This is a genomic window from Candidatus Jidaibacter acanthamoeba, assembly GCF_000815465.1.
GTDB lineage: Bacteria > Pseudomonadota > Alphaproteobacteria > Rickettsiales > Midichloriaceae > Jidaibacter > Jidaibacter acanthamoebae.
This window is the reverse complement of the sequence record NZ_JSWE01000075.1, coordinates 1-15,156: the sequence shown is the minus strand read 5'-3', so window position 1 is coordinate 15,156 and position 15,156 is coordinate 1. Positions and strand designations below refer to the sequence as shown.

Below are 15,156 nucleotides of genomic sequence, written 5' to 3'. Positions count from 1 at the left end.
GTATTTATAGCTTGTGTTGACGGTTTGACCGGATTCTAGAGAAGCTATATCTACACTATATCCAAAAGCCAAAGTGCAATTGTGTATTGTTCATATGGTAAGGAACTCATTAAGATATGTAAGTTGGAAAGATAGAAAAGCTTTATGTGCAGATTTAAAGAAAATTTATACGGCAAAAACTCTCCAAGAAGCCGAGATGGCGCTTGAAACTTTTGCCCTCAGGTGGGATGTTAAATACCCCTCAATCAGTCAATCCTGGCTTAAACATTGGGAGCATATTACCACATTTTTTGCCTATCCTGAGGACATTAGAAAAGCCATTTATACCACAAATGCTATAGAGTCTATGAATATGACCCTACGCAAGGTAATTAAAAATAAGCGTGCTTTTCCAAATGACGATGCAGTTTTTAAAATACTCTTTTTAGCAATTGACAAAATTTCTAAAAAGTGGGCTATGCCAGTTAAGGATTGGAAATCAGCTATGAATAGATTCATTATTGAATTCTCTGATTCCTTAGTTGCATAATAACCTATTTGGCTTTTACACAGTTTGTTGCAAAAACTCCTTTTTTTAGATAAGCTATGGTTCTAACAAAATGCCATAGCTTTCTTTTATAATATTAAAACAATATTTATGATTTTTAATATTACAATATAAAAATATTTTTTCTGGTAATAAAGTTGTTTAGAGCTTGAGAAGTTATGATACCATATTCAAATAAATTATTGTATCCATTCTTTGTTAATTGTTAGGAAAAATGGGTGATAGTTTTCAATAGTTACTTTCAAAAATGACTATCTCCATGGTAATTATGGGTGGTGTGAATAGTTCCGTAATTTTACCTGCACTATAAATAAAGCTTTCATTTAATCCGGATGAGTAAGCAGTGAATATAAAAAGGTTTTAAATTGTGGTTTAAATCAACTTAATTATTTAATAGGAATAATTAAATAATTAAATAATTGGATAAATTATTTGTGTGATTCATATACCTAGTTACCAGCAGGCTATAAGATTACCTGTTGATTAGTATATGCATATCCCTGGTTCATATATATGATTAGCAACCTTCACCTATAATTTCAGTTTTTATATTGTTGTTTAATATTCCTAAATATATTAGCTACTTCTTCTTTAATGCTCTTATTGCTTGGTCATACTTGTAATTTTCCGACTATTGTTTCTTTTTCATCTTCCAGTTCTTTTAACTTTTTACGAGTAGTTGTCACACTCTCGCTTATTTTTTTCTCTATCTTAAAGTTCTCTATGATTCGATTTCTTATTTTATTATGCTTACTATTAGCATTTTTCTTTATATTTTCCTTATAAAAATTTATCTCCATCCATATTGTCCGGTATAACTAATACCCATTATACTTAATCAAGAGTTAATCTTACAATCCAATTAATTAGGTATATGAATCACATACCTAATGGCTTAGTGTACATAATTCAAAGATATTCATCCCTATCCTGCCTTACTTACAGATGCGACACAACCAAAATCCTTGAAGCCATGTCCAAAATTTAAATTATAAGTCCTTTTTTTATAAAATTGATATGTTAATGTACATTAAATTATAATAGAAAATGTAAAAACAATGTTAAATGTAAATCAAGCATGGGATTGGAATTCTTCGTTTTTTTTTCAGTATAATTCTCAAATACGAAATGTTTTTAAGCCCACTAACGAGCTTACCACCTTTAATACAGCTGTGGGTGGAGTTTTATCAGTTTATGCGCTAAGCAATTTTCTTGATACCTGGAACGGAAAGTTTTCAAGTGTTAAAAATTTAAAAAATTTTAATCTTAGAGATATCTATCACATACTTAGCCTCTCAACACTTGTTGCACCGCTTGCCATCATCACACAAAGTTCTATCAGATTTTACACAGATTATTCAAGTACCTTACATAGTTCGTTAAGAGGTAATACTTTGTATACTCTATTAGGAGGTGCAGCAATAATGTATGGTGTTAAGAAACCATCTAATTTAAATACCACTAAAAGAATTGGGATAGGTGTAGCCACAGGGTTAGCAACATTAGGTTCAATGGTTACAGGTAGTGCTATACCTTTGACTGGCGCCATCGCTATGACTTATAGTTCTGAGATCTTGGAATCTGCCCATAATCTAATAAAAAACGGGGGTAGTATTGATGATTGGTTGAGACTGACTAAAAAAAGCGCACTGAGTGCAATTGCTGCAGGATTTATATATAATCATAAATGGATTTTAAATTCGATCAGTCCCTGGGTTCAAGCTATTAATTTCTCAAATACTGCTGCTATGCTAATGTTTAGGTCCTTTGACGTTTTGTCAGGCAGAGAGCGCAGTAGCTCAATTCTTCAATCTTCTTTAGGTATAGTAGGTACTATTGGAGGTTTTGTGTCTATGAGTGCGGCTATAGAAATAGCTATCGCTCTAGTAGTCGCAGCCAAAGTTTTCTCATTCTTGGAATTAAGTAATTTTTACCAGAAAACACTAAACTATGTAGAAAAAGGGACTATTATCTTTTCTTTAATTAGATTTACACCTCAAGTATTGGAATCAATTTACGACTATATTGCAATTCCTACTTTAAGCTTAAACATTGAGCTCTTACCTACAATTGGGATCCAGGGCTTTGCTAATGGTGTAAGTTTGAGTAACGCATTTTCTTCTATGTTTGATACTGTCGACCAATTTTCTCCATTAATTATGCCTACTCTTGGTTCGGTTATGGGCAGTTATATACTATATAAAGGATACACAAGCTATAGAGATTGGATGAGTTCAAACTATGCAGATCCAAAGCATATTTTATACGATCCAACGGGAACGAGGAAATTCAAGTTAACAGATCTTTTAATGAACGCATTAAGCATAAATAGAAATTTTGATAAAATGGAAAGGAAAGGAGGGCTGTACTTGATTACTGGGACTGCTGCCATTGCGTTGAGCTATGGGGCAGGGGTAGTATTATGCTATTCAAGCCTAGTAATTCTCTATCCATACCTTGCACCTTTATCTACACATGTCGCAGTTTTTACAGCTTCTTTATTATTGTCCTCAAAAAGTACATATTTACCTAGTATATTAACTGTTGGAGGGGCAGGGGTAGTGCTTGGTGGAATGAAGGGGATGTTTGAAGGAAATATAATTCAAAGTAGTATAAAATTTGGTTCCCTTGGTGGAGGAGTCGTATTACTCTCTTCATACTTTGGTATAGGAGGTTCTGCTGGACGAATGGCTATTGGTGTACTTGCCTCAGCAGCTCCATATCTATTAGGTTTTTCAGTCGGTGCACTTCCGGCGCTTATAATTTTAAGCAATGCATGGAATTATGCATATCAGCAGAAGCAACCCGAATATAGCTTAGTGGCTGAAAAGCTGCTTTCGGATATTGATCATATTAAAGAAAAGTTACTGAACCTTCTCCATCAACTTCCCGATTTTCCTATTGGCTCACTAAATAAAGGGGTAGAATATGCTGAGCAATTAAAAAGAAAATTTAACCATGCTGGTCAGCAAAATTTTTCAGCTAGGACAAATGATTCTGAAGAAAAAATAAATAGGTTTATCAACAGCTTCAGAAATTTAGCAGAAGAAATTTTTCAATCATATAAATTTACCGAGCCTCGAAGAGAAAAGCTTATCAATGCTAATTCAAGATTTAAAGATGATATAGAAGAATTAAAATCAAACGTTAAAGAAAAATTAGAAACCGTAGATGATCATTATAAAGATATGCTTAATAATATTTTAAAATTGCTAGAGAAATGCAGTACGAACATGAATGAATTGAAGGAATCAGTTAATTATAGATGTGAAAATTACAGGTAAAAAAGAGTAATTTTTTATAGCAGGATAATAGGCATGATACTAATTATGGTTTTCATAGTTAATTGTTCTGCCTTACTTCAATATGGATTTAAATGGGTATACGGTAACTTACCTTACTCTTAATGTAAGAGTAAGCTTAATTTTGATATATTATACAATATTTCTATAGAATTTATTTCTAATAAATTAGTAATCAAACCATATCCCTTAATAAAATGTTTGAAGAGTTTGATTTGTTTATAAGTATTATGGCTGCAACTAATAATAGCCGTTGAAAAGCAAATACCGTAAGAAAAAAAAATATGTCTGAATTGCTTTTCATAAAGTGAAATGAAACTAAAAAATTTATATGGTCATGATAAGATAAGGAGCCGGTTACCATGAAAAATAATATATTTAAAATTCTTGGTTTAAATAAAGACGTTTCTGCCGGTGAAATTCATAAGAAATACAGAAAGCAAGCACTAGTTGATCATCCGGATAAAGGCGGCGATATAGAAAAGTTTCGAGAACTGCAAAACGCCTATAGCGCATGGATGAATTTTCCTGAACTTGCCCAACTTGATGACGAAGAAGATCCTGACTTACCGGAAAAACCTATTAATGCAGAATATATTGAGTCATCTCGAGCTCCTTATTCAGAACAATTGAAGGCTAAGCATAAAAAGCTGATTGAAAAATACCGGCAAGAAAAATTACCTGAAACGGATATACATGAACTATTCAAAAAATTTGAAGCAGATTTATATAAAGAAAAATTCAATATTTTTGCTTTTGCAGCAAATCAGTTCAGTTCCGGGGAGAGTCCTACCCAACTTGAATATCCCAAGATGACCCCTAATCTAGCGGTAGGAGTTTTTACCGGTTTCCTAAAAGGGGAATATCGTGATAGTAATTTATCAGCAGTCAAACAATGCTTTGAAAAAGCAATCAGGGAGCTCAAGAATACTAAATTGTATCACCCTGAGATCGAGTTATATGATTCGATGCTATCTATCATCAGAATGGTAGAGACAGATCATGCGAACACAACTGATCTTCTTTCTTCAATCAAAAGAATCACTGACTATGCAAAGACTTCAGATGAGACTATATCCATTATGGCTCCGCTGATCGAAAATAAGTATTTCCGAGATCTTTTTGCTCGGGTAATGCGTTCTTACTGGCGAGAAGATAGTGTTGGTTTAAACAATAGAGAAATATTTGATGGTCAGGAAGACACCGGGCAAGAACTAAAAAACCTTAAAGCCAGGATATCAAAAGATAGCCCAAAAGAAATGCTAAGTTTAATCCATTATCTAAATGTATTGTATAGAGCAGAGCGCAACCTGAATGAGAAAGAAGAAAATAGCCGAAACCTTGCTAATAACTATCGGGGTATTGCCTACTACCTTGCTGATCTCACTATGGCCTTAATAGACAGGTCGAGTAGACAGATCACGATTAATACGCTAATTCAAGCAGGGGCATACTTTCAAAGAGCAGCAAATTGTGAGTCGGCAATCGATATTGAACGGATGGCTGATGAGCAACTGGCGCTTAATATGTATTTGGCTGCAATACAGATAAGCAGTCATGCTACACCTGATGTCAAGCTTTACGCTATTACACAATCTCTAAAAGGAATCGGATCATTTAGGTTTGGTGATGATGATCTAGCTGCAATAATAGAGGCTTTACAAATTAAATGCTTAAAGATCGCAGATATTTACCCTATTTTTGAACCACCTAAATCAAATATAGCGTTCTTTAAAAAAGGTAACGAGTCGATCATCTTAATGCGGCGATTCCTGCACGCATTGGTAAAAAATAGTGAGGAAAGGCAATTTGAAGATAATGAATCTTATGGCCATACTAGAATCAATATCCTTTATCAAGCATACGAAGCATCACTCAAAGGCTGGTATGAGGAGGAGCATAATAAAGAACAGGAGCGTCAGTTCCGGCTGGAGTTAATGGGGGAGCTACTTGCAAAAGATAATTGGACATTTGAGGATCTGGATAAAAATATAGACACGCCATGGGTTATGGTTGATCGTGATGCCGAGGGATGGATGAATCCCTCTAATTCCTTGCCGCTTACTGAAGATCCTGAAATCAAAATATATGGCAGTTTGAATGGATTTGAAGTAAACAATGAAACCGGTGAAATTAGCTTTCAGCTCAAAGAATGGAATGCAAATGATCCGGAGTATAGTAAGTTATTTACAATCAACGACCTTAATGAAATGCTTGAGAGAAAAACAAGCTGTATATCGTTTAGCTTGGATCCCGTTGATCTTGACATGCACTACCACCCATTTAATAAGGTGTTTTTTGAGCCTGAATCTTTATATCAAACCCAATTTTTGAGCACTGCTCTGCTTGCTGACTATATACTGAAGTTTTTAACTATGGGTAAGGAAGTACAAGGTAGATACCCATATGACATACGACCAATAGATAGAATGATAGAGCATATGCCTGAGCATTTGAAGAAAATAATTTATGATTTTCATAAGGCAAAGCAGTCTAATTCTATCCATCGTTTTTGGATTGAAGCCGAGGGGATTGACATTGCGGAAGAAGCGAAAAAAGAAGTTAACGTACAACGAGTCGCTTTAGATCACCTGAAGATGGTGGTTAAAAAACATAAGATGGCATTTGATAAAGATGGTAACTTAGTTGATCTTGATGAAAAGGATGAAGGTTGGCAATTTTATATCATTAGTGATCAAATGAAAATTGAGCAAGAGATAGAGGAATTACAGCTAAAATCTCCAAGCATTATTTTTAAAGAAAATAAGAAAAAAATATATTTTTATGAGGACGGCAAGATCTCTCCTGCTTATCCGTATACAGATTCGGGGTTAATAGGCTCTGTATTACGTGAGCCAAGAACCGAGGTCAAAAGCATAAGCACTAAGCCTATATTTTATGCAAAAAATACATTTAATAAAGTAGAAAGTATTAGGATCAACTCGTCTAATGCGCATATTTTCTACCACATAACAAAGCATATTACCGGCCAAGTAAAAAGAGAGCATCATTTTTCACCTGAATATATTTTTGCGCGTGAGTTTACAGCCAATTATGATGAATTTGCTCAATACTTGCCGATATTTGGACAGTTACGTGAGCTAAGTAAGGTCTGCACTTCTATACATCTTCTTGGCAACTTGAGGAAAGAAAATAAAAAGTCAGCTGCATATATAAGGGAATTTTTTGGGCTAAAAGATAGCGTTAGAAGAAAGTTAAGCCAAAACCTTGAGGAGGAGCAAATACCATGGGATGACCTTTTAATATGTAGCTACCACTCAGGTGCAATAGGGTGGTGCGATGTTATAGAAGAAATAGCAGGTGAAGGTGATCGCATATGCAAAATGCACTCAAATGGTAAGAATGCTGAGGAGATAATATATGCTTTGATTGAGCTTAAAAGCAAGGTTATAGGCTTAGATACTGTCTATAATTTTGCACCACACTCTGTATATAAGGAAGCACTGCATAAGGGTAAGCATACTGATGAACAGATACAGAAGAAATATGATAAGTGGTACAGCAAAACAAGAACAGATTACATAAATAGTCATGGACGCATTGCTTGGTTTAGGCTTGATAATGAAGCATGGATCAAGATGCAGGAAGAAGCATTACAAGTAATTAAACTAGAAGTAAATGAGGATACCAGAAGGTGGTTACTTAACCTTATAGAAGGAGCTATAGAGAAAATAGCAAGCATGATAGATGTCAGAAATGACAAAATAAAGTTAAAAGAAGAGCAAGAACTGTTAGCGACCAAATTCTCAAACTTCGAACAGGGGCTTTCAAAGGTAAAAATAGCAGAAAGGGTTAAAGAACAATTAAAATCCATCAGGGAACAGATAGGGACATTACATATCTCTTCAAAATCCCAAGAAGTTGAGGAGCACTATAAGGACTGGTACAACAAAAGGAAGGAGGAAGCGGGTTGGTTTGGCTGGTGGACTATTTCAAGTGAGGAATGGAAAAAAGAAGTCTACATGGTAAGAAAAGGGATAGCAAGACAGTTAAGTCAAAATAAAAGAAGGGGATGGCATGAGGAGTTGTCTAAAAGTTTTGCTCCGGCTCTTGGAGATCGTACTGATTCACTGATAAAAGATTTCCTAAATGGCTATGAAAATGTGATGATAAGAATGTTAGTCGATCATGAGCATGACAAAGTAATACAGCAATTACAGGAGAAACTAAGTGAACATGATAGGCTTGAGGATGAGTACAAGAAGATTGGGTTTGGTAGAGAAAAAGGTTATAAACCTGATTTAAGCCAAGCCTGTTGGCGGGTGCCAGCGAGTATTGATAGTGAAGAAGGAAGGCTGGCATATGGAGGAGTACTGATCATACCCCGAATCAGAACGATTGAGCGTAATAATCAAAGGTCGCAGCAAATAATAAACAATGCATTTGCAAGCAATAATAGCAGGGTAAATAGTGCGAATATAGCTGCAACAAGAGCAGCTAATGCAAGCAGAGGAAGTGTATCCGGTGCAAATAACCCAAGCTATACGGCAAGGCGGGAAGCGGCAGCAAGTAATGTCACCCGCCCTCAACCCAGCTCCTCAGGCTCAACTACCGCAAGGCCGAGTAGTTATGCCCCACCAACTGCACAAAGGCCAAGCAGTGGCTCAACTACTCAGAGGCCAAGTAGCTCTAGCACTGCTACATCAAAACCTAGTACAACTACTAACCAGAGGCCAAGCTCTGCCGGTTCAAGCAATCAGAGGTCGAGTACTTCAGGTTCAAGTAGCTACTCTAGTAGAGGTAGTTCAAGCAGTAGCTCTAGTTCAAGTAGTGAGAAGACGAATTTTAGCTTTGCAAGTAAACAAAGCCAGTCAACCACTACGGCTGGGCGAACAGAGACTAAGAAAAAGGTGCCTGACACAGTGGAAAAAATTGGAAAAAACCTTCCTAGAAATGCTGCTAATTTTACAGGAAAGAAGGTAGATTTTGATAAGCTACCTGAGTCGATAAAGGCAAGATATCCAAACTTAAAAGAGAAGTATCCTGACGGTATATGGTTCAAGGAAAATGGATGTCCAAATTTTACACCTCATGCTATATTGATAGTTGAGGTTACTGGCCTAAATGGAGAACATGGGCATGATTCTGGAAAGGCAAATAAAGCAGTAGGCTATAAGGAAACACCTGATGGCTACACTTGGCATCATCATGAAGATGGAAAGACTATGGAACTTGTACCAAAAGATCTGCACGATGCGATAAAACATACCGGTGGTGCATCTAAACTAAGACATGAGACCAGTAAAGGAATAAAATAACATAACTTTGGAGTATAAATATGAAGCATATAGAAGTAAGGAAATGTAAAGACCCAATCACAATAGAAGAAATACTAGAAGCAGAAGGAACCATAGGGGCCAAACTACCTAGCGATTATGTAGAGCATTTACTCAAATATAATGGTGGACATCCGGATAAAGATTGTTATCCCCTTCTTGAGCCTCTGCCATATTATAACAGAATAACTAAAGCAGAAGCTAAAAGCTATGACTCAGAAATAGCATGGTTTTATGCTATACATGATGGTGAGTATTCAAATCTTTTGAGAGAGTATAAATTTGATGGAGATAGGCTACCTAAAGGATTAATAGCTATTGGTAGAAATTCTTTTGGGGATTTGATTTGTATGAGTGTTGGCATGGGGAACTATGGAAAAGTGTATTTTTGGACTCTGGAAGGCAGCGTGCAATTGGGGGAAGAAGAGCCGTGGTGGGATAATGTTTTTTTGATTGCCAATAGCTTTACTGATTTCATAAATAGTCTTTATTCCAGCAATATCGAAGGGGATGAGGATACAAATTTTATAAATATTCATGATAAGTACTCTTTACCATATTATCTAAACAACGGACGTAAGCATGCTGAGCTCATGAAATCTTTCTTTGCGAAAACACCTACAGAAGTAGAGGAGTTTATAGTGGATAAAATTGAAGAGAACAATGACCTCATTCTGAAGTATGAAGTACCATCAGAAAAGAAAAGGTATATACGTTATATCACAGATAAGACAGGCAAGTATAAAGATGCAATAGAAGATATGGTTGATTATTCTTCGCAAGAGAAAATAGATGCTTAAATATCCTGAGAAAAAATGAAGCATATGGAAGTAAGAGAATGTGAGAACCCAATTACAATAGACGAAGTACTAGAAGCAGAAGAAACCATAGGGGCAAAGCTGCCTAGCGACTACGTAGAGCATATACTTAAATATAATGGCGGGCACCCGGATAAAGACTGTTACCCTCTTCTTGAGCCTCTGCCATATTATAACAGAATAACTAAAACAGAAGATAAAAGCTTCGACTCTGGAATATCATGGTTTTATGCTATATATGAAGGTGAATATGAAAGTTTTTTGAGAGGGTGCAGATTTAATGGAGATAGGCTACCTAAAGGATTAATAGCTATAGGGAGGGATTCTTTTGGAAATTTGATTTGTATAAGTGTTGGTTTGGGAAATTATGGCAAGGTATACTTTTGGGAATATAAAGGCAGCGTTCCACTGGGAGAAGAGCCGTGGTGGGATAATGTCTTTTTGATTGCCAATAGCTTTACTGATTTTATAAATAGCCTTTATTCAAGAAGTATTGGGAGAAATGAGGATACAAAGTTTATAGATGTTCATGATAAGTACTCTTTACCATATTATCTAAACAACGGGCGTAAGCATGCTGAACTCATGAAATCTTTTTTTGCAAAAGCACCTATAGAAGTAGAAGAGTTCATAGTGGAGGAAATTGAAGAGAACAGTGATCTTATTCTTAAGTATGAAGTACCATCAGAAAAGAAAAGATATGTACGCTATATCACAGATAAGACAGGCGAGTATAAAGATGCAATAGAAGATGTAGATAGTTATTCCTTGCAAGGAAAACCAGCTGCTAGGTAAACGATAAAGGCGAAGCAGTTCTAATACAACTACGCCGAAACCAAGTAGTTCGAATACCGCTACTCAGAAACCAGGCAGTTCTGGTTCGACAAGCAGAGGTTCTGATAGTTCTGGTTCAACTGGACAAAGATCAGATAGCTCGAGCTCTAGTAGTTCTAGTTCAAGCAGCGAGAAAACTAATTTTAAATTCACCTGCAAAGCTGAAAAACCGTTAGATAAGTCTGGATGGACAGATAAAGTTGGTAAAACCGGTGCAGGAGGCGGAGGTGGTAGTAAAAATAGCAGCCCGGAGAATTCTGATGATGAAGAATTCTTAGGTAAAGTATCTCCACCAAGTAGAAGAAAATACAGGTCTCAAAAAAGTAATTTGAAAGAGCATAGAGAAAAATTAGAGAAGTATAAAGCTGATCCTGAAGCTTATGATAATGATGGCCGTTTAGCAAGAAATAAAGACAATCCTGAAATTTGTGCTAACATTATTAAAGGTAGAATAAAGGGTTTAGAGGATGAAATCAAGAATTTTAAGAAAGATATGAAAGAAGTAAAAGATAAAGCCAAAGGTAAAACAATATGAAAATTTCCATTAAAGAATTAGAGTTGGCCTTTTTAAGGATAATTAGCCACTTAGAAAATAATGATATCAAGGAGTTTGGCCTAAAGCATGATTATTATTGGCAGATACACAAGGAGCAATGTTACGATGTATCCAAAAAACCTGATGTAGAAGAATTTACATTAGGTCAACTTACTTGGGATATAGAAAGAGCAGTAAAGCGGGTTAAAGATGAAGAAGATGAGTATGTTATGGCTTACGATTTAGTGTTCCTTTCTACACTCATGCGAGCTATAGGAGAGGAAATTTCGGCTCAATCCCGAAACGAATTATTAAGTCTGGAAGAAAGGGGCACGAGTATGAGGGAGGCAGAGTATACGAAGATCTCTATTGAGAAACTAAAAATAGGGTTTTTGAAGGTGATGCGTTATTTGGAGGAGGATGGTATAAAAGAATTTACCCTAAGCAATGATTACTATTGGTATATCCCCAAAGAGCAATACTACATACCTGAGGAAAGACCTAAGGCGGAGGAGCTCAAAATAGGTCAGCTTTCCTCAGATATAGAAAAAATGAGAAGGATAGCTAATGATAAGGATGAACCTATACCTAATGACCTAATGTGGCTTTCTGCTATTATGCGAGCTTTAGGAGAGGAGATTTTCGTTTAATTTGAGGATGAGTTACGGTAATAAGTAGATATTAAAATGGAAAAATCACATTATAAAAAAATATTTGAAGTATTCGACGAATATAAGTAAGGAAAACGTCTATTTAACTCTATATTATTGAACTTGTACCATTTGATTTGCACGATGCTATAAAACATACCGGTGGTGCATCTAAACTAAGACATGAGCCTAGTAAAGGTGTATAATAACATAAACTTAGAGGAATAAATATGAAGCATATAGAAGTAGAAGAATGTAAGAACCCAATCACAGTAGACGAAATACTAGCAGCAGAGGAAACCATTGGGGCTAAACTGCCTAGCGATTATGTAGAGCATTTACTTAAATATAATGGCGGTCATCCAGATAAAGACTGTTATCCTCTTCTTGAGGCTATCCCATATTATAACAGAATAACTAAAGCTGAAGCTAAAAGCTTTAGTGCAGAGATAGCATGGTTTTATGCTATACATGATGGTGAGTATTCTAATCTTTTGAGAGAATACAAATTTGATGGAGATAGGCTACCTAAAGGATTAATAGCTATCGGCAAAAGTTCTGGTGGGAACTTAATCTGCATAAGTGTTGGCTTGAGAAATTATGGTAAGGTGTACTTTTGGGATCATAAAGGCTGCGTGCGATTGGGGGAAGAAGAACCATGGTGGGATAATGTCTTTCTAATTGCTAACAGCTTTACTGATTTTATAAATAGCCTTTATTTTGGCGATGCTGAGATGAATGAAAAAAGAAATGAAGCTATAAAGTATATAGATATTCATGATAAATACTCTCTACCATATTACATAAACAACGGACGCAAGTATGCTGAGCTCATGAAAGTTTTTTTCGCGAAAGCACCTAAAGACGTAGAGGAATTTGTAGTAGAGAAGATTAAAAAAAATAGCGATCTTATTCTTAAGTATGAAGTGCCATCAGAAAATAAAAGGTATGTACGTTATATCACAGATAAAACAGGCGAGTATAAAAATGTGATAGAAGATGTAGATAGCTATTCCTCGCAAGGAAAACCAGATGCTAGGTAAACAATAAAGGCCAAGCAGTTCGAATACCGCTACTCAGAAACCAGGCAGTTCTGGTTCGACAAGCAGAGGTTCTGATAGTTCTGGTTCAACTGGACAAAGATCAGGTAGCTCAAGCTCTAGTAGTTCTAGTTCAAGCAGCGAGAAAACTAATTTTAAATTCACCTGCAAAGCTGAAAAACCGTTAGATAAGTCTGGATGGACAGATAAAGTTGGTAAAACCGGTGCAGGAGGCGGAGGTGGTAGTAAAAATAGCAGCCCAGAGAATTCTGATGATGAGTCCAGCGGCAAAATTTCGCCTCGTAACAAGCGTAAACAACCTGAAGCGAATAAAGAAAAGCTTTTATGGGGTACCTATGACCAATATCCGAAAGAAATACGTAATGGTAGGGAGTATGCAAGAATCGGTAATTTCCTCTATACTCAACATGCAGTTGAGCATATGTTTCCAATACATGTAGTTGGTGGAATAAAGGGTAGAGTAGCTGTCAATACTTCTGAAGATCATGGCCCTTCGGGTCTAAGCCCTCAGTTTATTGAACACATCATAAATAGTAGAAATATTAAAACACTGCATGTTGTGAACGGAGTTGATAGAATTGGGCATCGTGATGGAGTATTTAAAGTAGTAACTGAAGGAGATATTGTGATAACTATACAGAGAGACGGTGGAGATAAAGGAAGAGGAAGAGGTTGAGATGGAGATGGAGATGGAAGAAACACATTATAAAAGAATGCTAAAGAGAATCCTTGAAGTATTTGAGGATTATAAAAGAGGGAAACGTCAGTATGGTTCTTTACTTAGCGTTACGTCAAGTAATACTGGAGTTTTAGACGCATTGCCCAGGGAGTTTGAGGAAGAAACTAATTATTTTATATATAGCGTAATAGATATAAAAGAGGGAGGTATGGGCCTTCTAGAAGAAGAGTATGGAATAGATACAGAGGAGCAACGTAAGAAGATTATTGAATGTATAGAAGAATACGAACCATATATACATGAATTGCTTAAGATTGACCGTTAAAATGATTGAAAATACTGTTTTGAAAAGCTATTAAACTTTAAATGATAATTTAATAAAATTAAATAATATATAGAGAATGGTAACATACAAATATACAACTAAAGAACTAATTGACTGCGTATACTACGAGAGCAGTTTAGAGTTGCTTGCAGCACTTAAGCTAATAGCCACTAATGGAATAGAGGCTAATGGCAGCCTTCAAGGATTACATGATAACATGCTACCAGCACTCACAGGTGAGCAATTGAATCTTGGCCCCTTAAATCGCATGATGATAAGCGACCTATTTGATAAAGTACATTGGAGAGTAACGGCAGAACCCGAGGAAGAAAGAATAGCATTTATTAAAGGACAGGCTATAGAATTTCAAGAAAATGTGATTAATGAAGTGTGCTCTGATAACGAGGTAGATATTAATTGCCCTGATTATTTGAATTATCATGAATTCAATCAAGAAGAACTGATTAAGTGTATATACTATATCTGTGTTGTTGACCATCTAAAAGAGACGATCAGAAAAGTAGAACAGTATATGAGTGAAGATAAAACTTTAGAGGACTTTAATGGTCTTCTACCGCAATGCACTGAAGAATATATAAAGCTGAACAAGATGAATAGGGAAATGATTGTGAGCTTAAACAGGCAAATGTGGCAATGGTTTGGATCAATTAGCGGAGAGGAATTTGCAGATTTTATTAAAGCTCAAGCAGCCGATTTTGACATATGTATAGATGTAAGGCCTGTAGGTGAGTATCAGGATGGAGAGGTTGTGTTCTATGATGATGAAAAGGTTTGAGGGATTGTGACCTTAGGAAGGCAAATGAAGCAGCAGGCTTTAAGAAAACACCTGATAATTATACCTGGCATCATCATGAAGATGGAAAAACTATGGAACTTGTACCAAAAGATTTACACAATGCAATACAACATACCGGTGGTGCATCTAAACTAAGACATGAGCCCAGTAAAGGGGCTAAATAATAATTTTTAGGAAATGAAGATGAAGCATATAGAGTAAGAGAATGTGAGAATCCAATCACAATGGCTTTGTGGCGCAAATAAGTAAATTTAACTGACATACCTAAAGAATTAAATATCATAAAGGAAG

At 35.8% G+C, this 15,156-nt stretch carries 14 protein-coding genes and 1 pseudogene; 13 read left to right on the top strand and 2 right to left on the bottom strand.

The features are described 5' to 3' along the window. Positions 1–529, top strand: a pseudogene (locus NF27_RS02555) (IS256 family transposase); the annotation flags it as partial. A gap of 629 nt (positions 530–1,158) precedes the next feature. Here NF27_RS02555 and NF27_RS02550 read toward each other — a convergent pair. Beyond that, positions 1,159–1,347 (bottom strand): hypothetical protein, encoded by a 189-nt coding sequence (locus tag NF27_RS02550; RefSeq protein ID WP_039455484.1) that lies wholly within the window; start codon positions 1,345–1,347, stop codon positions 1,159–1,161. A 258-nt stretch (positions 1,348–1,605) separates the two neighbouring features. Here NF27_RS02550 and NF27_RS02545 point away from each other — a divergent pair, with 258 nt between their 5' ends. The 8 genes from NF27_RS02545 to NF27_RS02510 all read left to right on the top strand — a co-directional run bounded on the left by NF27_RS02545 (position 1,606) and on the right by NF27_RS02510 (position 13,026). Continuing rightward, positions 1,606–3,831 (top strand): hypothetical protein, encoded by a 2,226-nt coding sequence (locus NF27_RS02545; RefSeq protein ID WP_039455482.1) that lies wholly within the window; start codon positions 1,606–1,608, stop codon positions 3,829–3,831. A gap of 380 nt (positions 3,832–4,211) precedes the next feature. Beyond that, the gene (locus NF27_RS11055; protein WP_053332515.1) at positions 4,212–9,128 is read left to right on the top strand and encodes an HNH endonuclease; all 4,917 of its coding nucleotides are present in this window, start codon (positions 4,212–4,214) and stop codon (positions 9,126–9,128) included. Between the two features lie 20 nt (positions 9,129–9,148). After that, positions 9,149–9,946 (top strand): SMI1/KNR4 family protein, encoded by a 798-nt coding sequence (locus NF27_RS11050; protein ID WP_053332514.1) that lies wholly within the window; start codon positions 9,149–9,151, stop codon positions 9,944–9,946. 15 nt (positions 9,947–9,961) lie between these two features. Beyond that, complete coding sequence (locus NF27_RS11045; protein ID WP_053332513.1) at positions 9,962–10,759, top strand: SMI1/KNR4 family protein; 798 nt, start codon at positions 9,962–9,964, stop codon at positions 10,757–10,759. Between the two features lie 367 nt (positions 10,760–11,126). Next, the gene (locus NF27_RS02520) at positions 11,127–11,333 is read left to right on the top strand and encodes a hypothetical protein (RefSeq protein WP_039455479.1); all 207 of its coding nucleotides are present in this window, start codon (positions 11,127–11,129) and stop codon (positions 11,331–11,333) included. After that, positions 11,330–11,983, top strand: coding sequence for a hypothetical protein (locus tag NF27_RS02515; RefSeq protein ID WP_039455477.1), 654 nt, complete (start codon positions 11,330–11,332; stop codon positions 11,981–11,983). The genes NF27_RS02520 and NF27_RS02515 overlap by 4 nt, the downstream gene beginning before the upstream one ends. A gap of 113 nt (positions 11,984–12,096) precedes the next feature. Then, entirely contained in the window at positions 12,097–12,189 is a 93-nt protein-coding gene (locus NF27_RS13255; RefSeq protein ID WP_152606827.1) for an HNH endonuclease, read from the top strand. 24 nt (positions 12,190–12,213) lie between these two features. Beyond that, the gene (locus NF27_RS02510; protein ID WP_039455474.1) at positions 12,214–13,026 is read left to right on the top strand and encodes an SMI1/KNR4 family protein; all 813 of its coding nucleotides are present in this window, start codon (positions 12,214–12,216) and stop codon (positions 13,024–13,026) included. Between the two features lie 33 nt (positions 13,027–13,059). Here NF27_RS02510 and NF27_RS02505 read toward each other — a convergent pair whose 3' ends face one another. Beyond that, positions 13,060–13,314 (bottom strand): hypothetical protein, encoded by a 255-nt coding sequence (locus NF27_RS02505; RefSeq protein WP_039455473.1) that lies wholly within the window; start codon positions 13,312–13,314, stop codon positions 13,060–13,062. A gap of 151 nt (positions 13,315–13,465) precedes the next feature. On the opposite strand from NF27_RS02505, the gene NF27_RS02500 reads away from it, so the two are divergent. The 4 genes from NF27_RS02500 to NF27_RS02485 all read left to right on the top strand — a co-directional run bounded on the left by NF27_RS02500 (position 13,466) and on the right by NF27_RS02485 (position 15,029). Beyond that, positions 13,466–13,720, top strand: a complete 255-nt coding sequence (locus NF27_RS02500) for a hypothetical protein (protein WP_039455471.1) — start codon at positions 13,466–13,468, stop codon at positions 13,718–13,720. Between the two features lie 13 nt (positions 13,721–13,733). Beyond that, positions 13,734–14,048 (top strand): hypothetical protein, encoded by a 315-nt coding sequence (locus NF27_RS02495; protein ID WP_152606826.1) that lies wholly within the window; start codon positions 13,734–13,736, stop codon positions 14,046–14,048. A gap of 76 nt (positions 14,049–14,124) precedes the next feature. Beyond that, positions 14,125–14,844 carry a hypothetical protein gene (locus tag NF27_RS02490; protein ID WP_039455468.1) on the top strand — a complete coding sequence of 240 codons (720 nt, stop codon included), beginning with the start codon at positions 14,125–14,127 and terminating at the stop codon, positions 14,842–14,844. After that, positions 14,841–15,029 (top strand): HNH endonuclease signature motif containing protein, encoded by a 189-nt coding sequence (locus tag NF27_RS02485; protein ID WP_039455467.1) that lies wholly within the window; start codon positions 14,841–14,843, stop codon positions 15,027–15,029. The genes NF27_RS02490 and NF27_RS02485 overlap by 4 nt, the downstream gene beginning before the upstream one ends. Positions 15,030–15,156: the final 127 nt, after the last annotated feature.